This window comes from Endobacterium panacihumi (assembly GCF_050847465.1).
Classification (GTDB): Bacteria; Pseudomonadota; Alphaproteobacteria; order Rhizobiales; family Rhizobiaceae; genus Neorhizobium; species Neorhizobium panacihumi.
Window position 1 is genome coordinate 350,060 of record NZ_JBOZRA010000003.1, and the last position, 21,874, is coordinate 371,933.

The window sequence follows — 21,874 nt, forward strand, 5'->3', positions numbered from 1 at the left end:
GTCGAAGAGGGCGAGGGGACTGAATGACGAAGATCGCGATTTTGGACGATTTCCAGAATGTTGCCCTGCAGACTGCGGATTGGTCTGCCGTCCAGGCACGAGCTGATGTCATTGTCTTTAATGATCACGTGGCCGATGTGGACACACTTGTCGCCCGGCTGGCGGCGTTCGACGCTATATGCGTGATGCGCGAGCGGACCCCGCTGCCTCGATCAGTGCTTGCGCGCTTGCCCAATCTCCGCTTCATAGCATCCACAGGCGCGCGGAACGCGTCGATCGATCTTGAGGCCGCTGGCGATCTCAACATCACGGTGTCGAGCACCGGAGCCAATGGCAGCGGCGCGCCTGAGCTGACCTGGGCGCTAATTCTGGCTGCCGCAAGGCAGATCCCTGCCGAGGTGGAGTCTCTTCGGTCCGGAGGATGGCAGACGACCGTCGGTCGTGACCTCAATGGCAGCACGCTTGGCATTATTGGCCTTGGCCGGATCGGCTCGCAGGTAGCGCGCGTCGGGACGGCGTTCGGCATGAACGTCATTGCATGGAGCCAGAACCTGACGGAAGAAACGGCCCGAGCCGCAGGTATCACCCGTGTAAACAAGGAGGAGCTGCTTCGCAAATCAGATTGGGTCACTCTCCATCTTGTCCTCTCCGATCGCTCGAGGGGCATCATCGGTCGTGACGAGCTGGACCTTATGAAGCCGTCTGCATGGCTCGTTAACACGTCGCGCGGACCGCTCGTCGATGAGGACGCGCTCGTTGCAGCTCTCGCCGACAACAAGATCGCGGGTGCTACCATCGATGTATTCAACGACGAACCTGTTCAACGTGGGCACCGCCTGATATCGCTCCCCAATGTGATTGCGACACCCCACATCGGGTTTGTCACCGAGCGATCGTTCCGGATTTTCTATCGGGAGACTGTCGAGAACATACTGGCGTGGCTCGACGGTGCTCCGATCAGAACCCTCTAGGACGATCGAGCCGCCGAATATGAGGAGCGGGGATTTTCTTGAAGCCAATGGATCACAATAACGGGTCACCGGTTCGAACCTATTCAAGAGCTAACCGTACCACACTGCGCCGTCGAACGTGCCTCCACCTAGATTATCTGACGAGTGGCATGACAAAACGAGACTTGTCTTGGCAATCTGCCCCCTCACGACGATAGAAACGAGTGGCTTGCTCGTTCCAGACTGGAGTTTGCCACTCCATCCGATCGACCCCTTCCAGCCCAGCGACTATCTTTGCTTCCGCTAACAGTTGCTTGCCGATTCCTCCCCCGCGATGGTCCGCAGAGACAAACAAACAATCCAGGTGAGCATAGCGTTTCGCACGCCAGATCGACCAATCGAAGGTAATCGCTGCATAACCGAGGAGCGTTTGCCCCTCGGCAGCGACGAGAAAACGAGCCGCTTCATTGTTTAGCAATGAAGCGAGATCGATCTCCGTCAGAGGCGCGACGCTCTTTTCGAACGCCGCATGCTCGTGGATCAGCTGGTAAAGGCCCGAACTGTCGGATAGCTCGGGCCTGCGGATCACGTAGCTCACGCCTCGATACCCTTGGCGAGTTCAAATCCCTCGTCGATCCAGCCGGTGATGCCGCCAGCCATGATTTTCACTGGTCGTCCCAGCTCAGCAAGGCGCAGTGCCCCACGCGCCGCTCCATTGCAGTGAGGGCCTGCGCAGTATGTCACGAACAGAGTGTCGGCGGGCCACCGATCCATCTTGGAACGTGTCATTTTGCCATGAGGCAGATGGACCGCTCCCGGCACATGACCCTCGGCAAACATTGCCGGTCCACGAACGTCCAGAAGGACGAACCCTGGCTCGCCTGCGAGTGCAGAATGCACGTCCCAGCAATCTGTCTCGAATGTGAATTCAGCGGCGAAGTGCTCGCGAGCGATGTCGCTCGGGGCGGCAGGGATGGAGATGACGGCGTTAGACATTTTCGTTTCCTTAAAATTGAGCCCCCTTTTCGCCTGACGGTATCTGTGCTTGCAATTGGCATGCATGACATAGTACGGGCATATTATGCCAAACTTGACCGGACCACTTGTTGTCGCTCTCCTCTACGATGGTCTCTGCACCTTCGAATTCGGGGTCGTCGCCGAAATATTCGGTCTCCCCAGACCTGAGATGGGAGAGACCTGGTATAGGTTTGCAAGCTGCGCGATCGAGGAAGGACCGCTTCGCGCCCACGGCGGGTTCGTGGTGACACCTGATTTTGGGCCTGAGCTGATCGATGAAGCCGACATCATCATTGTGCCTGGATGGAGAGGCATCGATGAGCCGGTTCCCCAGAGCCTTGTCGATCTGCTCTGTAGCGCCCATAGACGCGGAACACGATTGGCATCGATTTGCTCTGGTGCATTCGTGCTCGCAGCCACAGGCCTTTTGGATGGCACCACCGCGACGACACATTGGCGATATGCCGAGGCACTGCGGTCGCGTCATGCCAACATTTTTGTAGACGATGCTTCTCTCTATCATGCTCACGAGCGCATCTATACGTCGGCCGGGAGCGCGGCTGGAATAGATCTATTGATCGAAATCATCCGTCAAGACTTCGGAACAGAGGCCGCGAATTCGGTGGCGCGCCGTCTTGTGATGCCTGCACATCGTAGCGGCGGACAGGCTCAGTTTCTGGAGCGCCCCGTTCCGGCCTCACACCAATCAGCCGTCGCGCCACTTCTCGACAGGATGCGCTCTGACCTCAAAGCATCTTGGACGTTGGAACGGATGGCATCAGAATGCGGTATGAGCCTTCGGACGTTTGTCCGCCGCTTTACCGAAGCGACCGGCGTCTCACCAGGGGAATGGCTCGTTGGCGAACGCATTGAGGCGGCTAAATGTTTTCTGACGGAGCGACGACAGAGCATTGATGAAATAGCGGCGGCAGTTGGGATCGGATCCGCCGATACGCTTCGGCATCATTTTAAGAAGCGTGTCGGTCTCAATCCAAAAGCGTATCAGGATCAATTCAGTCGGTCAGACGTTCAGAAAAGCAAGTAACGGAACGCTTTGCAGTCTCTTCGCGAGGGATCTCGGCGGTTGAGCGACCTGTACGTGACCTGGCGAGGAGAAAAGTACGCCATATCACGCTGCATCCTGGATGAGTTGTCGAACGACAGTTTCTGGACAAAGAGAACCTCCCGGCGAGGCCCTATGTAAATGCTTTGCTAGGTTCAGTCGGTCCTCGCCACCCGACGGATCGTCTGCGGCGGCTGGCCATACTGGCGCAAGAAGGCCTCACGCATTCGGCGGAGATCGACAAAGCCGGTCTCACGCGCAACTTGATCCATCGGATGGCGAGTCTCCTCGATCATCAGGCGCGCTGCTTCGATACGGATCTGCTCAACTGCTTTAGCAGGTGTCTTGCCTGTTTCAGATCGAAATGCCCGGCTGAACTGTCGCGGCGACAGAGCCGCAACCTCAGCCAGCTCATCGACGGTCAGCGGGTTGGAAAGATGAGCCTTGGCATGGATCAGCGCTTTCTGGATGCGGTCAGTGCTGGGTGCGAGTTCCAGCAGTTCTGAATGTTGCGACTGTCCGCCGGCACGGCGGTGATGCATCACCAGTCGCCGGGCAACAGCGCTTGCGATATCGCGCCCGAGATCTTTCTCGATCAGCGCGACGGCGAGATCTAATCCTGCAGTGAGGCCTGCTGACGTCCAGACTGGCCCCTCGTTTATGAAGATGCGGTCGTCTTCAACGCGTACATTGGGGAACGCCTTTCGCATGTCCTGGGCGTAGGACCAGTGCGTGGTGGCACGACGTCCGTCCAGTAATCCCATTTGCCCTAGCAGAAACGAGCCAGTGCAGAGACCCGCGACCCGGCGGGACACTTTGGCCATAGTCCGCAAGGTTTCCAGTGTCACTTCATCCTGCTGCGGAGGTGGCGTGAGCCCGGCCAAAAGAAGCAGTGTGTCCGTGGGGCCGACCTCGCTAAGCTTCACTGTCGGGACGGCGAAGCCGCTTGATGATGTGAGAGGACCGCCTTCCACCGACGAGATTGAGAGGGTGTAATAGGCTTCATCCTTCAACACGTTTGCGAGTTCAAAAGCAGCCTGGGCGCCGAGTGCGAGAAACTGGAAGCCCGGTGTGAGCACCATGGAAACGTGAGGCATCTATCCCTCCCAAAGGGATGGCCGAAAAACGTAATTTATACGTCATATCGGACAAATGTCATTTGGTCCATAACGTCCTTGTCGAGAGCGATGACGCTCTCAACCTCGAACAAGGACCAGACCAATGACCGTCAAGGGTACTGCACTTATCACCGGCGCCTCCACAGGGATTGGCGCGATCTATGCCGACCGCCTCGCCAAACGCGGATACGATCTTATCCTCGTCGCCCGCAACAAGGATAAGCTCCAGTCACTTGCCTCTTCGATTTCCGACCAGACCGGGCGTGCCGTCGAAGTGCTAGCCGCCGACCTTGGGGATGCTGCTGATCTCTCCATTGTCGAAAAGGTTCTGCGCGAGGATGCAAGCATCACAGCGTTGATCAACAATGCTGGCGTCGGCACTCACACCAAGCTGCTGGAAAGCGATGTCGAGCGCATGGAGGCAATGGTGCGTCTCAACGTGACCGCACTGATGCGCCTGACCTATGCAGCCGTGCCTGGTTTTGTAGCGCGCGGGGGCGGCACGGTGATCAATATCGCCTCGATCGTCGCGGTTGCACCCGAACTGCTGAATGGTGTCTATGGCGGGACCAAGGCTTTCGTCCAGGCGTTCACCACATCACTGAACCATGAACTGGCGGACAGCGGCATCCGCGCCCAAGCAGTCCTGCCCGGCGCGACCCGTACCGATTTCTGGGCACTCGGTGGCCTGCCGGTTGAGCACCTTCCCACCGAGATCGTCATGCAGGCCGAGGACATGGTCGACGCCGCTCTCGCCGGGTTCGACCAGGGAGAGACCAGCACGATCCCGGCGCTGAAGGATGTCGGATTGTGGAACGCCTTCGAAGCGGCCCGCCTGGCACTCGGTCCACAGCTTTCCGCTACCCATTCTGCCCCGCGCTTCAAAGTGACGGCCTGAGAAACCGCCAAAAGGCTTCAGCCGCAGATCTCTATTAGCAAAACCCGAAACAGAAAGGTTGAGACCATGTCTCGCATCGTCATCCCAGATCCCCAATCCGCACCGGAAGGAGCGCAGGCGGCACTTGGTACCATCAATGCAAAGCTCGGCCGGGTACCAAACTTCTTCCGTGTCCTTTCCAACAGCCCAACCGTGATCAATTCTCATGTGGCCCTGAACCAGGGGCTTAGCAAGGCGCTGGACGTCAAGACACGCGAGCGCATCGCTCTGACCGTCGCTGCGGTTAACGGCTGTGAATACTGCAACGCTGCGCACACCTTCACCGGCTTCACCTTTTCAAAACTGAGCAAGGAGGAGATTGAACTTGCAAGGCTTGGACATTCAGAGGATCCCAAGGCTGACGCGACACTAGCCTTCGCCCGCCGAGTCGCTGAAACACGCGGCAAGGTTTCTCAAGCGGATCTGGATGCTGTTCGCGATGCAGGCATCACCGACAGTCAGATTGTTGAGATCGTGGCAGTTGTGGCGGAAAACTTCTTCACCAATTTGATGAACAACGTCGCTGGCACCGATGTCGATTTCCCAGAAATCTAAGTGTACCGGTGCGCTGGGCATTGGTCATCGAGGGAATGCCCTGCGGATGCTTTTCCGCACGGCATTCTAATGAACCTTGCCGGTCCGGCTCTCATGACCGCGTCGCCTCCGACACCCGGATGATAGTACGATCGCAAAGATCGCCTTGTGCCAATAAGCGGTCCACTTCCTACCACGCTCCTCACCACAAGAGGCTATTTGCTGTGGGACTGTTTCGGGACATCGGAATAGAGCGAGCTATCCGCACCAGCTAAGCGGCGGACGCTTGTGTTCAACTGCACGTCCGCTCCTCATTGTTTCGCTAGCCGCAATGAATTCGATATCATTCTCTCAATTGTGGATGTGCCCTGCTGACGGCAATATCGCCCCTGTCAGACGAACACAGCGTCGCCTGAAGTTTTCACTAACGAAATTGCAGGACGCGCGATGACCACGACCTTCACTTCTATGACACGCCGGAACGCGTTGCTGACCGCAGGTGCAGCTGCAGCCGCGGTGACGTTGTCTCCCGCTCTCGGCTTCGCAGCCAATGCTGCATCCACCAAACACCCCACCGAAGGAAACAAGACCATGGCTTATGTAACCACCAAGGACGGCGTTGAAATCTTCTACAAGGACTGGGGTCCGAAGGACGCTCAGCCGATCGTTTTCCACCACGGCTGGCCGCTGTCGTCCGACGATTGGGATGCGCAGATGCTGTTCTTCCTCTCCAAGGGGTATCGCGTTGTCGCCCATGACCGCCGTGGCCATGGCCGCTCAGCCCAGGTTGCTGACGGTCACGACATGGACCATTACGCAGCCGACGCATTCGCCGTCGTCGAACATCTGGATCTGAAGAATGCAGTCCATATCGGCCACTCCACCGGCGGCGGCGAAGTTGCTCGCTATGTCGCCAAGCACGGCCAGAAGACCGGCCGCGTCGCCAAGGCCGTTCTCGTCTCCGCCGTTCCGCCGGTGATGCTGAAGACCGAATCCAACCCGGAAGGCCTGCCGATCGAAGTGTTCGACGGTTTCCGCTCGGCGCTCTCTGCCAACCGCGCGCAGTTCTTCCGCGATGTTCCGGCCGGTCCGTTCTACGGCTTCAACCGTGACGGCGCCAAGGTGCAGGAAGGCGTGATCCAGAATTGGTGGCGTCAGGGCATGATGGGCGGCGCAAATGCCCATTATGACGGCATCAAGGCCTTCTCCGAAACAGACCAGACGGAAGACCTGAAGGCGATCACCGTGCCGACGCTGGTCCTTCACGGCGAAGACGACCAGATTGTTCCGATCGCGGATTCCGCTCTGAAGTCTGCCAAGCTTCTGAAGAACGGCACGCTGAAGACCTACCCCGGCTTCTCGCACGGCATGCTGACGGTGAATGCAGATGTGCTGAACGCCGATCTTTTGGCTTTCGTACAGGCTTGATCGTCACTGGTCGGCGGGTGCGGCCTCCCACGTATCCGCCGTCTTACAGCACTCCTCCGCGGATTTATCGCTACCTAGAACTGGAAACGAACATGACGATTACCCGGATTACCAAGAAAATCGCAAATCACGGCGTCGCCTGGGAACAGGCTTTCGGATATGTGCAGGCCCTGCAAGTTAAGGACACGATCTATATCTCGGGGCAGTTGAGCCATGACGGCGACGGTAAGCTCGTCGCGCCGGCCGTTCTTAATGCAGAAGGCAGACCTATCGACTTCACGCAGATGGAAGACCAGATTCGTCAGACGTACGTCAATGCCAAGAAGCTGCTTGCCGAGTTCGGCGCCACGCTCGACGATGTCGTTGAAGAAACACTTTTTGTCCTGGACGTTCCGAGCGCATTCGTAGCCGGATCCAAGGTCCGCAAGGAAATGTACGGAACGGAAACCCCGCCCGTTGCCAGCAACCTGATCGGCGTGACCGCATTAGCCTTCCCGGAACAGATCGTTGAGATCACCTTTCGCGCAGTCGTCGACGCGTAGCCACCTCGTAAAATAGCTGCGAAGAAACCGCCGAGGCGAGAACGCTTCGGCGGCTGTGGGATTGTTAAGTGAGTTTGCAGATGTCGAAAACATCTTCCAGCAAAATCCGCCTGCCTGGCACTTTGCGCCTGACTCCCGATCTCGTTGCCAGGACGTTGAGAGTTGTTGAAGAAGAAGGGCCGGAGCCAAATTGGACACCTATCTCGTCCGATCAGCTCGACGAACTCGTCCGGCGAGTCGGGGACGAAGCTGGCGATGAAGAAATCTGGGTATTCGTTTATGGTTCCCTGATGTGGAATCCCGGGTTCGATGTGGCGGCAAGCAATAAGGCTGTGGCATTCGGCTGGCACCGGGCGTTTTCGCTCAGGATCGAGCGTCTCCGTGCCACCTCCAATGCGCCAGGTCTCATGCTGGCGCTTCAGCCAGGAGGAAGCTGCTCCGGTCTAATCCTCAAGCTTCCCTGCGCGACCAAGAAAGAAGATCTGCGTACACTGCTCGCCCGCGAAATCCGCTATGCCGAGGTTTGCGATATGGTGTGCTGGGTTAATGTGAGGACACCGACAGGTACACGTCGAGCGTTGACATTCTGGGCTAGTCCAAAACGGTGCCGGTTGACGGAGAAGGTGCCCCTTGATGAGGCCGCGAGATTGATTGCCCAGGCATGTGGCCCCGCTGGATCCTGCGCGGAATATTTGCATCGGACGGTTCTCGATCTGGCGGAACGTAGGATCTTTGACCGGAACCTCTGGAAGTTACAGGAACTCGTTGCGGAGAGGCTGGATGCTCTTCCGTCGCGGACCTGATCCGACGTAAGGGCCGACCAACCCCGCACCCTATCAGTCCAACATCACCATGTGCGCAGCTACCTGCTCCTCGAAGAATTTCGAGAACGAAGCAATGCGGGGTGGTAGAGCCTGATAGGGCGGATAGAACAACGTCAGCCAAAGATCAGGCGGCGACCACCCTTTGAAAACATGAACGAGGCGGCCAGCTCGAATATGGTCCGCGATATTGAAACCTGGCAGAAGGGCCACGCCTGCTCCGTCGGCGGCCATGTCGGCAAGAACCTCACCGCTATTGGCGCTGAACGCACGGCCCGCAGAAACGCTAATACTTGATCCGCCGTCGGACAAGACCCAGTTTTCGCGTCGGCTTTCCCCGCTGTAGGCAAGGCAATCGTCGGGCTTCAGCTCGTTGGGATGCTGCATGTCCGCGAAACGACTGCCCGGTGCGGCCACGAGGATGCGCGGGACCTTTCGGATCTTACGCCAGATCGTGAACTTGTCCGAGGGCTGGGACGAGATGCGGATCGCGAGATCGTAGTCGTCATCGACGATGTTCACCAGACCATCAGACAGCGAGATCTCGAAGCTCATCTTCGGATAGCGTTCTTTGAAGCCCGACAGGATTGGCGGAAGCACCGTCTTGCCAAACCATGTTGGCGCACTGATCCGCAAGCGTCCTTCGTCCGCCTTATGTGCATTCATCACATCGCGTCGCGCGTCTTCGAGCGTCTTCACCGCGGGCTGGATCTGGGCGGCGAAGATTGCACCATCGGTCGTCAGTGAAACCTGTCTTGTGGTGCGTACGAACAGTTGCACGCCCAGCTCCGCCTCCAGCGCGGCGATTGCGCGAGTGACGGCGGCGGGTGTCATGTCCAGTTCGCGGGCAACCTGAGCAAAATTTCTCTTTTCCGCGGCAAGCAGGAAGGTGCGGAGCGCCTTGTAGTCATTCATGGAATGTTTCACTTCGAGGAGTTTGGAATCGGTACTTCTTACTGTTTAGTCATTGGGCGTAGCTAGTCCGTCCTCAAAGCCTATTTTCTAAGTTCTGTCCACGGAGAGCCACTCGCCCACATCATGACTTGGATGGCACGGGAAGATCGGCGTTCGAGAGTGCACGTACTGAGCTTGTTGTCCGGTAGTTGGATTGCGAGGCCTGATAGCAATCTCGGACTAGAAGGATGGCGTGTTGATTGCCACGGCGATCGTCACAGCGTCTGTGGCCGGTTTCAAGTTCAGGCAACGAGAATGCTCTGTGGCCCTAGTGTTTTCTCGGACATGGAGACCGAGCGTTCCTTTACACCACTCGCGTTCCGATCTTGTGACGCCAAGACCGTCCGTCGATCTATAGTCGAAAAAATCTCGCGCAGCTCAGGTTCTTCGACCATGACGGCTGCGGCTGCCGGCGATACCCATATCTTGCTGCGCTGTCCCTGTTCGGCAAAGGCATCGGTTTCTTCCGAGCATTTAAGCAAATGCACGGCTACCATCAGCGCCATCTCTCCGTCTTTCGGGTAACGATAGTGGCCGACGGTCGTTTTTCTGATCTTTCCGGACACGCCGCTCTCTTCGAGTGCCTCGCGTTGTGCGGCTCTAAAAGACGCTTCACGCCGTCGGATATTGCCTTTCGGTATAACCCAGCGACCCGTATCCTTGCTCGTGATCAGCAAGACCTCGATCTGGTCGCTGCACACCCTCCAACAAATGGCCCCGGCTTGTTCGGTCGATCGGCGTCCCGTTTTTGGAAGCTTCGCCAGAAGCTTGGTGACTTTTTTGCGCACACCCATTCAGTCTTCTCCCGTTCGATTGTGAAATAGAGCGCTGAATTGACTTGGTAATGATCGAGTTGAAGTTTTATGCTGGCTGCGAAGCCGCGAATTGACAAAGCACCGAAACCGCCTTGGCGGACTTTGCCTCACTCACAATGCAAGCTTTGGTCCGGCCGTAAGTGCCACTCCTCAGCCGTTCGGCCGTGAAACGCGCAAGGTGATCACTCGGATGGCGCGTCTCCTCAATCATCAGGCGTGAGGCTCGCGACCGACATGCACTTGGGAACTGTGCGTCACACTGTCGGTTATGTCAGCAAATGGGAGACGCGTTTATGCAGGATGGCAAAGAAAATAGCGGCGTGATGAGCAGCATTCTAGCAGAACTCGGTGTCATTTCTCCAGACGGGAGTAGCGAGGAAACCATGACTGTCGAGCAGCAGGAAATCATTGCGGCCTATCGCGCAGGCCGGATGACAGAACTGGAATTCCAGAAATACCTATCTGACGACCCTGGCCTGGCAAATCATCTTGCGCAGGTGCCCCCCGCAGATCGCGAGGAGCGTTCGTAAGCGTAGCGTGGACTACGGTGCAAGACAATCATCGCAAATCCCGCATCCATCCTCGTCCATTAATACGCGCGGCTGTAGACGACGACAGCAGGCGCACGAGATGCTCTCGTCTTCATCGGCGTGATGAGGTGGTAAAAATTCAATTGCGGCATCAAAGTTGTCGCTGAGTCCTAGTTCGTTCATCCTTGTGCTCCCGAGAGTGGTACGGGCTTCGAGATAGGCGGAGAAAGTTGCCCTGCAAGACGTCGATCTTATCGACAAAGAAATTTCAAAAGGGTCTTGAACAGCGAAATTCTAAAAACCAAATCGTTCGGCGCCGGCCGCCCAGTGCGGGGTCGGCTGATGTGGGAAGCGGTGGATTCCGCTCCTTCCATGTTGCTTTACGGAGGATATGGTTATGAGAACTGAACTTGACTTTGCACCCCTCTATCGCTCGAGCATCGGCTTCGACCGAGTCCTCAATCTGCTCAGCAATACGCAGCGTCTCAACGCAACCGAGACCTGGCCCGCCTACGACATCGTCAAGACCAGTGAGGACGACTATCGCATCACGATGGCGGTGGCCGGATTTGGCGACGGTGACCTAGACATCACACAGGAACGCAACGTCCTTGTGATCAAAGGCGGGAAAGCAGAAGAGCTGCAGGGTGAATATCTTCATCGCGGCATCGCTGGTCGTTCCTTTGAGCGCAAGTTTGAGCTTGCCGACCATGTGAGGGTGGAGGGTGCTGACCTGAAAAACGGTCTGCTGACCATCAGTCTCAAACGCGAAGTGCCAGAGGCGATGAAGCCGCGGAAGATCGAGATTGGCGTTGCTTCAGCCACGAGTGAACCGCTACGGTTGGAGACCGACCGTCAGGTCGCTTGATCAAACTCTCGGTCGTGCCGACGTCACGCCCATTGCTCGAAGCCTTCGGGACAGTGGCTGATGCCGCCCCCGAACGGCCGGCCCTTCCCGGGCCGGCTTAGCAATGCAGGGCACAGAAAGAGGTAGAAAGATGCTTGCTCTGTTTGACAAACCGCTTTACGCGCAGCGCCGGTATTTCGTGCAAGAGATTACCGGCCTGGATGATGTCTTCGATTTCCTCGATGAGTGGCCGCGAGAGAAGCGAAATCTCGCCTACGACACTCTTCTTCGATACTGCCGCGAGGCGGCAGGAAGCCATTGGCCGATCGATGCCGTTCGCGAGAACTTTCGAGTGTTTTTGAAACAGAACGGCAAGCTCGCCGAACTCGCCGATGTGCCGCCGCACCTTCGCCGTGACACGAGCGCTAAAATCGGTGGAATGTAACGGCTTCCAATGCTGAAAGCATTGTCGGATCCGCACCGCTGGATCTGTTTTGTCGCCTGCTGCCGAGTACGATGAAGCCCGTTGGCAGAGATGGCGATATCAGTCGTCATCTCTCAGGATTACGTCCCCGCCCTGTGTCTCGGTCAAGAGACCATCCTGTGGGCCGGTCGCATCAACCTGCGCGCTATGAGCCTGCCGCAGGGATCTATACCATCTTGCCCGCTGCGTGACTAGGCTGTTGTAGCGGCATCGGAGCTCTGACATCTCGATCTCGCCAAGTACCCACAGTTCCACCGACGTCAGAAACTCGGGATCCTCGTCGATCGGCATTCCTCTCGCCAACCCTTTCTGGCGGGCGCGCTCGAAGATCATCCGTCGTTTTTCACCGTCGATCGTCAACTCAGCAATTCCCAAAGATGTCGGTGAGGCTACAGAAAAACCGTGATGCCCTCGGTGTTCACGACATAGATGAACTCGTCCCAAGCCTCCTGATCGGAAGCGAATGCTTCATTCCAGTCTGTGGCCTGCTCCCCTAGGCTCGTTACTTCCATACGCCAAGCGGCGCTGTCTGAGGGTCTGAAGATTTCCACGATGACGGTAATGCCGTTGTCGGTGTAGCGGCCGGAGAGCTGTGAACGTTTACGCGAGTGTCGGTCTATCGAGTCCATAGGAGCCTGCTGTTTGCAGCCGGAATCGCTGCACGCACCAAAGGCCCGATCTGTTCTTCCCGGCACTGGCTCAGGCTGGGCTTCATCCCAAGCGGGTGATCTTCGTCGAAAGCGACAAGGAGGAGGATGTCGCTGCGAGCATGGAGGAGGATGTCGCTGCGAGCATGGAGGAGGCGCTGTTATACGGTGTCCGTCGTCGAATGATTTGAGACTTTTTTGGCTTTGGAAGATTGGAGCTTCCGGCTCGGTTAGCGGGTTGATTTAAGCCGCTTTGGCGTGGTGGTTCAAGCGGCGCTGTCTAATGGTGTCTCGTTTGATCCTTTCGCGTTCGAGCAGGATGGTCTGGCCGCGTCCGAAGTAGACATCGGCGGGCGTGAGATTGTCGATGCTCTCGTGGTATCGGCGTTGTAGTGCTCGACGAATGCCGCGATCTGAGCTTCGAGGTCCTCCTGGAAGAAGTAGTTCTCCAGCAGGATGCGGTTCTTCAACGTCTGGTGCCAGCGTTCGATCTTGCCCTGCGTTTGCGGATGGCCGGGAGCGCCGTGGACCTGATCGATCTTGTATTTCTCCAGCCATTCACCGAGATCGGATGCGACGTAACACGGGCCGTTGTCGGACAGAAGGCGCGGTCGGTGCTCCACTTTGACCTTATCGCAGCCTGAGGCAGCCAGCGCCAGGTCGAGCGTATCGGTGACGTCGTCCACTTTCATGCTGGTGCACAGCTTCCAGGCGATGATGTAGCGGGAATAATCGTCGAGGATGGTGGACAGGTAAAACCATCCCCAGCCGATGACCTTCAGGTAGGTGAAGTCGGTCTGCCACATCTCGTTCGGCCGCGTTGTCTTGTCCTTGAACTCGTCATTGGCCTTGATGACGATGTAGGCTGGCGAGGTGATCAGGTCATGGGCCTTGAGCAGGCGGTAGACCGAAGCCTCTGACACGAAATAGCTTTCCGTGTCGGTGAACTTCACCGCCAGCTCGCGCGGCGACAGGTCGGCGTGATCGAGCGCCATGGTAACGATGCGGTCGCGGACATCGTCGGGAATACGGTTCCAGACCCGCGACGGCGCGGACGTCCGGTCTTCCAGCCCCTCGACGCCGTGGGTCTGGAAGCGATCATACCAACGATAGAATGTCGGTCTTGGGATGCCGAGCTTATCGAGGGTTTGCTTGGCAGGCAGATGGGATTCGTCCACCAGCCGAATGATCTCGAGCTTTTCCGTGGCGGGGTATCTCATTCTTCGTCGCCCCCATCCCCGATCATGCTTTTTTTGAGCAGGCGGTTTTCCAGGGTGAGGTCGGCCAGCGCCTCCTTCAGGTCGCGGCTTTCACGGCGCAGCACCTTCACCTCGTCACTGGTCGCCGAGCGAGCGGTATCACCGGCAAGCCGTTTCTTGCCTGCTTCGAGAAATTCCTTCGACCAGCTATAATACAGGCTCTCGGCGATCCCTTCGCGACGGCAAATCGCGGCGATGCTGTCTTCGCCGCGCAAGCCTTCCAGCACAATGCGGATTTTGTCCTCGGCCGAATGGTGCTTGCGCGTCGCGCGGCGGATGTCCTTGATCGTCTTCTCGGCCGCCGATGTCTGTGGCCCGGTTTTCTGTCTCATCTTTGCTTCCTTCGATGGAGCTACGATGAGCCGAAAATCCTCTCTTCTCAATTAAGCCAGTTTTGTCTCATGGGCGCTGATCCGGGACAAATCCCGGATGCCGACATCTGAGCTTCGAGCACTCGCAGGTCGAAGCTGTCCAGTGGCGTGTTTGCAGGGAAGACCTTTAATGCGTATTTGAAAGTGTCTTCCCAACTGCGTTGCATCGAGACGGTTTCGTCGAGAAGGTGAGGGCGATAGCTTTCAATGAGTTCACCTAATGTCATGTCGGCTGCCTACCATTCGATCTCGCTTCCATCATAGGCAATGTAACGTCCGGTCTCGGTCAATCCGTCAACTGCTTTCAGGATTGATGCGGCTGCTTCGTCTGCACTGACCGTCGCATGTCTCCCCGAATATGGGTTTGATAACGATGTGCGGACGGTGCCGGGATGCACCGCAGCGATGACTGTGTGAGGATGCGTGCGTGAAATCTCGATGGATGCCGTCTTCACCACTTGATTGAGCGCAGCCTTGGATGACCGATATGAAATCCAGCCGCCCAGGCGGTTATCACCGATCGATCCAACGCGCGCTGAAAGAAAGAATGCGATTGACCGCGCTTGCTTGTCCAGCAGGGGCAGGAAGTGTTTCGCGACGAGTGCAGCTCCGACTGCATTCACCCGAAATTGCTCGAGCATGATTTCGGGATCTATTTCCCGAAGGGCCTTTTCTGGTCCACGATCACCCACAGTCAGGACACCGGTTGCGCAAACCAAGAGATGTATGGGTTTGCCTGATAGGCGTTTGGCCGACACCGAGATGCTCGTCTCATCCAGAAGATCGAAACCGTTTTGGCTTCGAGACAGGCCATTGAGGTCGCCAATGTTGGGATGAGTTTTGAGACGATCGAAGATTGCCGATCCGATCCCTCCGCTTGCACCGATCACGACGGCGTTGAAGCCATTGGGCAATGACTGCGGGATGGGTGTTGCAAAATCAATGCTCATAAGGTCCCCAGATTACAGGCAAATCTGCCGTTGTGATAGGCCGGCCGGTCGACGTCTTGTGGGCGGTAGCTTGATGCCGAGAAGAGTGGTGGCCCTTAGCATAGGGTTCGTCCGTTGCGACGGACGGCCTTAGGCGTCGTCAACGACATCCGTTTCCGGTCGATCACCGCCTTCGACATGCTGTGTCTGCCAACGACCGTCAGCCAGTTGAAACTGGATTTCAACACTGTCGCCGCCGATCTGCTGGCGCTGTGCTGCGTCGTTCGCGGCTGCGAGCGCATCTCCATGGGACGGGAACGGTTCGGACCAGACGTCATCAACCCTGTACGCAAAGCCTCCATCGTGTTCTGCCACGTGATATGTCACATTTGCCATAATAATCGCCGTGTTGTTTTGACAAACGTTGCCGCGCGTCGCCGGTTCCGTTGACGCTGCAACAAGCGGTTCTGAAAAAGATTGTTGCCCGGTCGATAGGTCGGTGGGAACACCTTTTGCCGCGGTCGGTTCTGCCACATGACAAACGTCATTGAGAGGAGACTGCGATGTCTAATGCGACGCAAAGCGGCGGCGTGTCCCACGCCAACACTGGTACGACCGCGACAAATTTCGGCGGTTCGGTCGAAAGTCGAGCACAGCGGGAAGACGTCGCACGTCTGGAAGCTCAAGGAAAGGCTAGCGAGGTTCTCAACGTCTACCGCCTCGAACCGACAGCGGCTCCTTCCGATCCGCGCTGGGACAATTCCCCTTCAATGGGCGTCGTCACGGTCGCGGCGCGTACCGCAGGCGATGCCAGGATCGTTGCAACTGGATTGGAGCTGGATTTTCAAGAAATCGACGCTGCTCCGGCCGACGATGTCACGACGAGAAGTGCCAGCGCCTTCAGGGATGAGAAACTCTACACCGTGATCGAGTTGGAGAACGGACGGGTTGATCTGACACGAGGCGTCCTCGACGGGGAGACTGTCGTTGACCTGATCAAGCCGACACAGCTTTGATCGGCGAGTGCCCCGAAACTCCGGTAAGATGGCCTGGAATGACAAGATACTTTTTCAATATTCAAAGACATGACGTTCTGGAGGAAGATCCCGACGGTGCGGAGTTCGAAACTTTGCAGCAAGCGATTCACGAAGCGGTCCTGGCAGCGAGAGAACTGCTTGCGGAGAAAGTCAGGCACGGCGATATCGTTGACGGTGACGCTTTCAAGATCACCACGGCAGACGGCGAGGTTGTTCACAGCCTGCCCTTAAAGTCGGTCCTGCGGCTTGAATGACGGAGTTGCCTAAAACAGGTCGGCCATGAGGCGGCGGTACTCCGCCTCCGGGCGGCCATAAGCGTCGTGAGCGAACTCTTCGAGCCCCACACGATTGCGCATCGTGATGAGGCCACGTTCCGATTTTATGAAACCATTTCCCTCCAGAATATGGAGAGCGGTTGTGACACTGGGTCGTCTCACAGCCAACATGCGAGCGAGAAAGTCATGTGTTATGGCGATCTCGTCGCCGACCACGCGATCGTCGCACATGAGAAGCCAGCGGGCCAGCCGCTCATTCACGTCATGAACTGCATTCGACACGGCAGTATAAGCGACCTGGACGGCAAACGTCTCGATCGCACGAACCATGACGAGCGCGAAATGCCGATTGTTCTGCATCGCTGATCGGAAGCTTTCGTAGCCTATACGATGCCCTTCAGCGTCGACCTGAACCACGATGTCGTATGAGCTGAGTTCGGAGCCGACGGCGGCGGAGCTCGGGATATAGCCCTCATAGCCGAAGATGCCCACCTCGGCAGTATGCCCCTCTGGCGTGCGGGCAAATACGGACCCAATCCCATCAGACAGGAAATAGATGTGCTCGATAGGATTTCCCGTAGAGGCGAGCATCTCCCCACGAGGTAGGGCGATAGGCTCAAGTTGTGACGCAATCGAACTGAGGTCGCCGCTTGGCAGCGCATTCAGCAGCTTGTTGTTGCGAGAGCGAATAGACATCGTGTAGGTCTCCATTGCCCGGTCAACCCACTGTCGGCATTGCGGTTCCACCGAATGCGATGAAATACGGATAACTGCTTGCTATCGGGTCAACGCCAGTCCGAGGTCTTGACCCGCCAGATAGCGGCAGGCATGAGCCTAAAGGGCTACTGAGAGAGCTGAATGCGCAGTTATGAGAGGTTTGGCAGCCCCCGTTTCTCGTAAATGATGACCGGGTGGGACTGGTGAGCGGTTGCGGGGGGGGGCGCAAAAGCGGTGGAGATAGCGGCATTTTGGCGAACTTGCCACTTCCCCGAAAACTGGTTCCCATTAGATTGCTGACGTCAGAATCACGAGCTCGTTTCCGTTGCGCCGCCTAGTCACGCTTTCCATCACAATTTTCACGCTGACTTCTTGCGCCCGTCCGGGTCCCGAGACATTGACCATTGTGACACCTGTCGCGCAGGCCGCAGCCGTCTCGATCCTTGTCGCAACCGATCGCGTCCCTGATCAGAGCAGGCCGGGTGCGTACACGGCGGGCAGGGGCGACACATTACGCTATGCGGAAGTCACAGTTTCGATCCCTCCAGGCCACCGCCCCTCCAAGATCGAGTGGCCGACATCCAAGCCAGATCCGCGGACCACTTTCGCTGTTGTTGCAAGACGGGAACTGACGGCGCCGGAGTTTGCAGTCCTGGCTCGCGGTTCCGCAAGGTCTCCCGCTTACGGTCACGCCGGCATATTCGTTCATGGCTATAATTACAGCCATCAAGAGGCTCTGTTCAGGCTTGCACAGATGACGGCGGACTCCAAGGTAGGAGAGCGCGCGATCCTGTTCGATTGGCCTTCGCAGGCAGAAGTGACCGGCTACGTCGCCGACAAGGATTCGGCTGCCTTTGCCCGGGATGACCTGGCTGCGGTTCTGTCGAACCTCTCCATGGGTGGGGTGAAGTCAACAATCCTCGCCCACAGTATGGGGGCTTGGCTTGCGGTGGAGGCTGTTCGCCAGCTGTCACTGACTGGAAATACGAATGCAGTGCGGTCTATTGATCAGATGGTCCTTGCTGCTCCGGACATCGACATAGACCTGCTGCGCAAGCAGTTGTCCGTCACCGAAAAACTTTCGAAACCGATTGTCGTGCTGGCATCCAAGGACGATCTTGCGCTGGCACTTTCAAAACACCTTGCCGGCTCAGCCGCCACTGCCGGATCTCTCGATATTGACGATCCCCGTACGCGTGAGCTCGCGGTCAAGGAGAACATCGAGGTGGTCGATATCTCGAGCATCCCATCACTCAACGGCACCAACCACGACCGATTTGCATCGCTCGCTGCGATCTATCCGCAGTTGCGTCAGGGCTTCAGCAATCCGGTTGCCGGGACTGGGGCGCTGGTGCTCAACGGTGTTGGCGGAGCGATCTCGGCGCCTTTCCGGCTGGGCGGTGCGATCCTTGCACAGTGATGCTCGTGACCCATCAAAGATGCTTCAGATTTATTGCGATGGCTCGTTTAACGCAGCATCGCGGATCGGAGGGTGGGCATTCATTGTATTCGAAGACGGGGATCAGCTCCATGAGGCGAACGGATGCGAGCAGGGAATGGACAACAATCGCTTCGAGTTGCTCGCGGTTACGAAAGCTATGAAGTGGATCGAGGAAAACGCCAAAGGCAGGGAGGTCTGGCTCTGGACGGATTCATTCCACGTCGTCGAAGGCTGCTATCGCTGGCGCAAAATCTGGCGAAACAACGGGTGGCACCGGATAACGGCCAACGCCCATGCGAGGCGCAGGAGCATTCCAAATGCTCTCCTATGGCTAGAGCTCGACACGCTTCTCATGCGTCATGCGAGCGTCGAAATCCAATGGTGCAAGGGGCATGCGGAAACGCCGGGCAATATCAGGGCTGACACGCTTGCAAGGCAGTTTACCTGACTGATCGCGCCACTGGCACTGCCGGGCAATCTGTGTGATCCAGACAACGCCTATAATCCCGCAACGACCAAGGGCAATGCTGGTGACGGATAAAAGAGGACAGCCCGCCAGATGGCAGGCTGTCGGTTCCGTGCGGAATTGTGGGATTGTCAGTTATACGGCGAATTGCAGTAGGCGCGAACGCCGGCGCGCGGCACATAGGTATTATCCGATGCGCGATAGGTGCGATAACGGTTCGAGCACCACTGGGCGTGGCTGCTACCATATGACTGGCGTGGGGCCGCAAGCGCTCCGCCGATGATCGCGCCTGCTGCGAGTCCTCCGATCACGGCGCCGGCACTCGGGCCGCGGTGGTGACGGCGATGTCGGTAGTAGCCGCGATCGCCACGATGATGACGCCACTCGCGGTGGTGACGGCGATGGTGGCGATACTGCACGTGTTCAACGTTTTGGATCTGCGGCGCAGACACGGCAGGAACAGGCATCGCAGACGCTGCTCCAAGCGACGTGAAGGTCATCAAAGTGGACAAGGAAATCGCGCTGACAATCTTTGTGATGGTTCTCATGGAGGTCTCCTGAAATCAGGTTCGGGAAACGGGAATTTTGCCGATAAGTTCCTTGTCGTGGTTACAAAACAAGCTTGACTGCTAAGCAATGCATTTGGCGAACTGAAGCTTGTGGCGCTCTCGTAAAGAGCGTAGGCGGACCATCATGAATACGCATGTACTCCGCTCAATAGCTTCGGCGCTCCTCATTTTCGCTATCCTGGTTCTGATTTCAGCATACCCGCTTGCGACCTCACTTCCGACTTGGTGGGGGCAAGAAAACCAACCGGTCGAGAATACTCAAGTCGTGCTTCTCTTCGCCGGGTTGGTCGCTTCCGTGTGGTTTTCGTATCGGTCGAGATCCGGGGGGCGATGGTTTGGTCTTGCGGCCGCACCGATCTTTCTCATCGTCATCGGGCGGGAGCTGAGCTGGGGCGCCGTTCTCCTTGAACCAACCAGCATGGGGGAGCATGGCCCTCTCTATGCGTCACGAGGTCTCTGGTACAAGCCGATGGTGGCTCCAGTCGTAACCGGTCTGATTATTCTCTGCATCGCAGTGATCGCGTTCACGCCCACGGCAAAAGCAGGTATCAGCCTTCTCAGGCACTGCCAGGTACCGATCTGGTCGCTCTTGATCACCCTGACGGCGATGCTGGTATCGACAGCTGCCGAGGGTCACCTGCCGCTCGTGCCTCTCGACCGTATTCTTGAAGGCGGTGTCGCGCAGCTCATCGAGGAAATCGCCGAACTTGGTGCCTACGCTGCAATGATTGCCGGGCTGTTGTTTATCATGGCCGATCTCGACGGCCAAAGCAGTCTCTAAAGTCCAGCGCTACCGTAACGCACTGCAGGTGCCGCCTTCCAGTCTCCGTCAGAACTGAGTTGTGGCCATGTCCTCAAGCGGCAGGGATGGGGCAAAGGCGAGTGACGTCCTTTGAACTCGACTTCGATGAAGCGTGCTGTCACCGGGAGCGGGTCCCGTCAACTCAACTGGCTTTCCAGTGAAGACAGATGCTTGGTGCAAGTCGTCTTTACCAGCTCGAGCAGGATGCCGGTCCGCTCCTGAAGCCATAGGAGTGCTTCTTCGCTGATCTCGTAATGCTTTGAGTACCGCGCTTTCACATAGGCTTCGTTGAGCGTGTTGAACCAGGCCCGATCCCGGTGCTGGTCACGGGGAAACGCGTCGGCCAACCGTCGGTCCTGTTCCTCGGCCAGCGACCGGAGAAATTTAATGTTGTGGGACGGTGGGCCGTAATTGGTGAGTGTGAGAAGCACGCAGGAGTAGGCCTGCTCGAGTGATTGGTGGAGGCTGAAAGCTGCCCAATTCCGCCATGCATCAGGTGTTCCGTTAGACTTGCCGATTTGGAATCTTGCTGTCTCCAATACTGTTTCCGCCTCAGAGAACCTCTGCTCGAAATGTCCTCTTGCGAGGCGCAGTCGGTCCTCGGCGGTCAGCGGTTTGGGCTCAGGGAGTTCCTCGTCGTCAAGCTCGTAAAGTACGATGCCCTCCTTGCGGATGTCGGAGAAGAAATACTGTCCTTCCTTCAGGTAGGCATTCACCTCACGGCGCGAATGCACGATGAAGCTGATCGGCGTCTGGATGGCCGGGTCCCGGATCAGCCGGTCGGCCGCCTTGTACCAGTATTCTGCAAAGTCGCAGAGCTTGCGATTGTTGACTATGACGAGCAGATCGAAATCCGACCTGTAGCCTTTCATCGTGAAGGGTTCGTCGACCCAGCCGCCTTTGGCATAGGAGCCGAACAGGATGATCTTCAGGATACGCCCGCGCTTCTTGAACTCGGCCGTACCATCCTTCAATGCGTCTTCGAACTCCTCATGCAGGATCTCCAACGCACGCGAAAGCTCGCGCTGTTTCTGCGGTGGCATGTGGTCGAGCGAGGATTTCATCATCGGTCGGAATGGTCCTGCAAGGTATGCTCATCATCAACGTTCGGGTTGATATCGCTTCGTTCTGAATGGACGGTTGCTGGTCGGTCCGGGATCGTTGCGATACCGGCGGTATCCAGACGTTATTGGAATCGATTGGCGACTGTCTTGCAACCGGTAAATTTGATAGTGCAGGGCCAACGGATTGAAATCGCTTGGGCCCGGTGGCCTCTTTCAAGGAGTGGGTGGCAATGATCGAACGTGTGAATGGCCACCGC

At 57.3% G+C, this 21,874-nt stretch carries 28 protein-coding genes and 2 pseudogenes; 16 read left to right on the forward strand and 14 right to left on the reverse strand.

Going from position 1 to position 21,874, the window contains the following annotated elements:
- The first annotated feature begins 23 nt into the window (after positions 1 to 23).
- On the forward strand, positions 24 to 971 hold the full coding sequence (locus ACRQ1B_RS17070; protein ID WP_432295007.1) for a D-2-hydroxyacid dehydrogenase family protein: 948 nt from the start codon (positions 24 to 26) through the stop codon (positions 969 to 971).
- A 133-nt stretch (positions 972 to 1,104) separates the two neighbouring features.
- On the opposite strand, the gene ACRQ1B_RS17075 is transcribed toward ACRQ1B_RS17070, so the two are convergent.
- Together ACRQ1B_RS17075 and ACRQ1B_RS17080 are read right to left on the reverse strand one after the other, a co-directional pair.
- Positions 1,105 to 1,548, reverse strand: a complete 444-nt coding sequence (locus ACRQ1B_RS17075; RefSeq protein WP_432295009.1) for a GNAT family N-acetyltransferase — start codon at positions 1,546 to 1,548, stop codon at positions 1,105 to 1,107.
- Complete coding sequence (locus ACRQ1B_RS17080) at positions 1,545 to 1,946, reverse strand: rhodanese-like domain-containing protein (protein WP_432295011.1); 402 nt, start codon at positions 1,944 to 1,946, stop codon at positions 1,545 to 1,547. The genes ACRQ1B_RS17075 and ACRQ1B_RS17080 overlap by 4 nt, the downstream gene beginning before the upstream one ends.
- Before the next feature lie 85 nt (positions 1,947 to 2,031).
- On the opposite strand from ACRQ1B_RS17080, the gene ftrA reads away from it, so the two are divergent.
- Entirely contained in the window at positions 2,032 to 3,012 is a 981-nt protein-coding gene (gene ftrA, locus ACRQ1B_RS17085) for a transcriptional regulator FtrA (RefSeq protein ID WP_432295013.1), read from the forward strand.
- 173 nt (positions 3,013 to 3,185) lie between these two features.
- Here the strand turns inward: ftrA and ACRQ1B_RS17090 are convergent, their stop codons facing one another.
- Positions 3,186 to 4,127 carry a GlxA family transcriptional regulator gene (locus tag ACRQ1B_RS17090; RefSeq protein ID WP_432295015.1) on the reverse strand — a complete coding sequence of 314 codons (942 nt, stop codon included), beginning with the start codon at positions 4,125 to 4,127 and terminating at the stop codon, positions 3,186 to 3,188.
- Positions 4,128 to 4,251: 124 nt separating this feature from the next.
- Between ACRQ1B_RS17090 and ACRQ1B_RS17095 the strand changes: the two genes are divergently transcribed.
- From ACRQ1B_RS17095 to ACRQ1B_RS17115, 5 genes are all read left to right on the forward strand, one after another.
- Positions 4,252 to 5,046, forward strand: a complete 795-nt coding sequence (locus ACRQ1B_RS17095; protein WP_432295017.1) for an SDR family NAD(P)-dependent oxidoreductase — start codon at positions 4,252 to 4,254, stop codon at positions 5,044 to 5,046.
- Positions 5,047 to 5,112: 66 nt separating this feature from the next.
- Complete coding sequence (locus tag ACRQ1B_RS17100) at positions 5,113 to 5,640, forward strand: carboxymuconolactone decarboxylase family protein (protein ID WP_432295019.1); 528 nt, start codon at positions 5,113 to 5,115, stop codon at positions 5,638 to 5,640.
- Positions 5,641 to 6,210: 570 nt separating this feature from the next.
- A complete protein-coding gene (locus tag ACRQ1B_RS17105; RefSeq protein WP_432295294.1) occupies positions 6,211 to 7,047 on the forward strand; it encodes an alpha/beta fold hydrolase in 837 nt (278 codons plus the stop codon).
- Between the two features lie 92 nt (positions 7,048 to 7,139).
- Positions 7,140 to 7,589: a Rid family hydrolase gene (locus tag ACRQ1B_RS17110; protein ID WP_432295021.1), complete on the forward strand. Its 450-nt coding sequence runs from the start codon at positions 7,140 to 7,142 to the stop codon at positions 7,587 to 7,589.
- 80 nt (positions 7,590 to 7,669) lie between these two features.
- Positions 7,670 to 8,392, forward strand: coding sequence for a gamma-glutamylcyclotransferase (locus ACRQ1B_RS17115; RefSeq protein ID WP_432295023.1), 723 nt, complete (start codon positions 7,670 to 7,672; stop codon positions 8,390 to 8,392).
- Positions 8,393 to 8,425: 33 nt separating this feature from the next.
- Here ACRQ1B_RS17115 and ACRQ1B_RS17120 read toward each other — a convergent pair whose 3' ends face one another.
- Positions 8,426 to 9,325 carry a LysR family transcriptional regulator gene (locus ACRQ1B_RS17120; RefSeq protein ID WP_432295025.1) on the reverse strand — a complete coding sequence of 300 codons (900 nt, stop codon included), beginning with the start codon at positions 9,323 to 9,325 and terminating at the stop codon, positions 8,426 to 8,428.
- A 281-nt stretch (positions 9,326 to 9,606) separates the two neighbouring features.
- Complete coding sequence (locus ACRQ1B_RS17125) at positions 9,607 to 10,158, reverse strand: NUDIX hydrolase (RefSeq protein WP_432295027.1); 552 nt, start codon at positions 10,156 to 10,158, stop codon at positions 9,607 to 9,609.
- Between the two features lie 314 nt (positions 10,159 to 10,472).
- On the opposite strand from ACRQ1B_RS17125, the gene ACRQ1B_RS17130 reads away from it, so the two are divergent.
- From ACRQ1B_RS17130 to ACRQ1B_RS17140, 3 genes are all read left to right on the forward strand, one after another.
- Positions 10,473 to 10,709: a hypothetical protein gene (locus tag ACRQ1B_RS17130; protein WP_432295029.1), complete on the forward strand. Its 237-nt coding sequence runs from the start codon at positions 10,473 to 10,475 to the stop codon at positions 10,707 to 10,709.
- Between the two features lie 397 nt (positions 10,710 to 11,106).
- Positions 11,107 to 11,577 carry an Hsp20 family protein gene (locus ACRQ1B_RS17135; protein WP_432295031.1) on the forward strand — a complete coding sequence of 157 codons (471 nt, stop codon included), beginning with the start codon at positions 11,107 to 11,109 and terminating at the stop codon, positions 11,575 to 11,577.
- 130 nt (positions 11,578 to 11,707) lie between these two features.
- Entirely contained in the window at positions 11,708 to 12,001 is a 294-nt protein-coding gene (locus ACRQ1B_RS17140; protein ID WP_432295033.1) for a DUF982 domain-containing protein, read from the forward strand.
- Positions 12,002 to 12,100: 99 nt separating this feature from the next.
- Here ACRQ1B_RS17140 and ACRQ1B_RS17145 read toward each other — a convergent pair whose 3' ends face one another.
- Together ACRQ1B_RS17145 and ACRQ1B_RS17150 are read right to left on the reverse strand one after the other, a co-directional pair.
- Entirely contained in the window at positions 12,101 to 12,400 is a 300-nt protein-coding gene (locus ACRQ1B_RS17145) for a hypothetical protein (RefSeq protein ID WP_432295035.1), read from the reverse strand.
- A gap of 29 nt (positions 12,401 to 12,429) precedes the next feature.
- Positions 12,430 to 12,669, reverse strand: a complete 240-nt coding sequence (locus ACRQ1B_RS17150; RefSeq protein ID WP_432295037.1) for a hypothetical protein — start codon at positions 12,667 to 12,669, stop codon at positions 12,430 to 12,432.
- Between the two features lie 41 nt (positions 12,670 to 12,710).
- Between ACRQ1B_RS17150 and ACRQ1B_RS17155 the strand changes: the two are divergent.
- Positions 12,711 to 12,827: pseudogene (locus ACRQ1B_RS17155) on the forward strand (damage-inducible mutagenesis protein); the annotation flags it as partial.
- Between the two features lie 103 nt (positions 12,828 to 12,930).
- On the opposite strand, the pseudogene ACRQ1B_RS17160 reads toward ACRQ1B_RS17155, so the two are convergent.
- From ACRQ1B_RS17160 to ACRQ1B_RS17175, 4 genes and pseudogenes are all read right to left on the reverse strand, one after another.
- Positions 12,931 to 14,278 (reverse strand): annotated as a pseudogene (locus ACRQ1B_RS17160) (IS3 family transposase).
- A gap of 47 nt (positions 14,279 to 14,325) precedes the next feature.
- The gene (locus ACRQ1B_RS17165) at positions 14,326 to 14,544 is read right to left on the reverse strand and encodes a hypothetical protein (protein WP_432295038.1); all 219 of its coding nucleotides are present in this window, start codon (positions 14,542 to 14,544) and stop codon (positions 14,326 to 14,328) included.
- 9 nt (positions 14,545 to 14,553) lie between these two features.
- Positions 14,554 to 15,267, reverse strand: a complete 714-nt coding sequence (locus tag ACRQ1B_RS17170) for an SDR family NAD(P)-dependent oxidoreductase (RefSeq protein ID WP_432295040.1) — start codon at positions 15,265 to 15,267, stop codon at positions 14,554 to 14,556.
- Between the two features lie 129 nt (positions 15,268 to 15,396).
- Positions 15,397 to 15,642 carry a DUF2188 domain-containing protein gene (locus ACRQ1B_RS17175; RefSeq protein ID WP_432295296.1) on the reverse strand — a complete coding sequence of 82 codons (246 nt, stop codon included), beginning with the start codon at positions 15,640 to 15,642 and terminating at the stop codon, positions 15,397 to 15,399.
- 167 nt (positions 15,643 to 15,809) lie between these two features.
- On the opposite strand from ACRQ1B_RS17175, the gene ACRQ1B_RS17180 reads away from it, so the two are divergent.
- Positions 15,810 to 16,262: a hypothetical protein gene (locus ACRQ1B_RS17180; RefSeq protein WP_432295041.1), complete on the forward strand. Its 453-nt coding sequence runs from the start codon at positions 15,810 to 15,812 to the stop codon at positions 16,260 to 16,262.
- A gap of 38 nt (positions 16,263 to 16,300) precedes the next feature.
- Entirely contained in the window at positions 16,301 to 16,537 is a 237-nt protein-coding gene (locus tag ACRQ1B_RS17185; RefSeq protein WP_306833326.1) for a DUF6894 family protein, read from the forward strand.
- Positions 16,538 to 16,546: 9 nt separating this feature from the next.
- On the opposite strand, the gene ACRQ1B_RS17190 is transcribed toward ACRQ1B_RS17185, so the two are convergent.
- On the reverse strand, positions 16,547 to 17,254 hold the full coding sequence (locus ACRQ1B_RS17190; protein WP_432295043.1) for a Crp/Fnr family transcriptional regulator: 708 nt from the start codon (positions 17,252 to 17,254) through the stop codon (positions 16,547 to 16,549).
- 427 nt (positions 17,255 to 17,681) lie between these two features.
- Here ACRQ1B_RS17190 and ACRQ1B_RS17195 point away from each other — a divergent pair, with 427 nt between their 5' ends.
- Entirely contained in the window at positions 17,682 to 18,695 is a 1,014-nt protein-coding gene (locus tag ACRQ1B_RS17195; RefSeq protein WP_432295298.1) for an alpha/beta hydrolase, read from the forward strand.
- 19 nt (positions 18,696 to 18,714) lie between these two features.
- A complete protein-coding gene (locus tag ACRQ1B_RS17200) occupies positions 18,715 to 19,164 on the forward strand; it encodes an RNase H family protein (protein ID WP_432295044.1) in 450 nt (149 codons plus the stop codon).
- Between the two features lie 149 nt (positions 19,165 to 19,313).
- Here the strand turns inward: ACRQ1B_RS17200 and ACRQ1B_RS17205 are convergent, their stop codons facing one another.
- Complete coding sequence (locus ACRQ1B_RS17205) at positions 19,314 to 19,730, reverse strand: BA14K family protein (protein WP_432295045.1); 417 nt, start codon at positions 19,728 to 19,730, stop codon at positions 19,314 to 19,316.
- Between the two features lie 145 nt (positions 19,731 to 19,875).
- Here ACRQ1B_RS17205 and ACRQ1B_RS17210 point away from each other — a divergent pair, with 145 nt between their 5' ends.
- Positions 19,876 to 20,532: a hypothetical protein gene (locus ACRQ1B_RS17210; RefSeq protein WP_432295046.1), complete on the forward strand. Its 657-nt coding sequence runs from the start codon at positions 19,876 to 19,878 to the stop codon at positions 20,530 to 20,532.
- A gap of 158 nt (positions 20,533 to 20,690) precedes the next feature.
- On the opposite strand, the gene ACRQ1B_RS17215 is transcribed toward ACRQ1B_RS17210, so the two are convergent.
- Entirely contained in the window at positions 20,691 to 21,620 is a 930-nt protein-coding gene (locus tag ACRQ1B_RS17215) for a nucleotidyltransferase and HEPN domain-containing protein (protein ID WP_432295048.1), read from the reverse strand.
- Positions 21,621 to 21,874 lie beyond the last annotated feature (254 nt).